We start from the raw sequence: 305 nt of genomic DNA, 5'->3' as shown, positions 1-305 counted from the left end.
AGATCCTCTCCTGCTTAATCCTCTAGCACAACAAGGGCAACAACTATTACGAAACAAACCTTTTCCACTCCGCGGCTGCGGCTGAGTTTTAGGGGCTGGATTTGTTGGTGTTGGCGCTGTTGTTGGCGCTGCAGGGGTACTGTTATTTTCACTTGATTGGTTATTTGTACCGAAGAGGCGATCTAATCCACTACTCACCAATTGATCTAGCTTTTCTTCAAAATTAATTTTAATCTTCTCACGGATTCGTCCAATCACTTCTTGTTTATACTCATCCATTTTCGTTTCGATCCAAGGAAGTGCCT

General features: G+C 43.3%; 1 protein-coding gene. It reads right to left on the bottom strand.

The features are described from left to right. Positions 1–279 (bottom strand): hypothetical protein (locus R0J92_RS22275; protein WP_411053255.1); only part of this gene is annotated, 279 nt, incomplete at its 3' end. Positions 280–305 lie beyond the last annotated feature (26 nt).

Origin of the sequence: Tritonibacter sp. SIMBA_163 (genome assembly GCF_046535935.1) — a bacterium.
GTDB classification, from domain to species: Bacteria; Pseudomonadota; Alphaproteobacteria; order Rhodobacterales; family Rhodobacteraceae; genus Epibacterium; species Epibacterium scottomollicae.
Note: the sequence above shows the minus strand (reverse complement) of the source record. Positions and strands in the feature narration are given on the sequence as shown.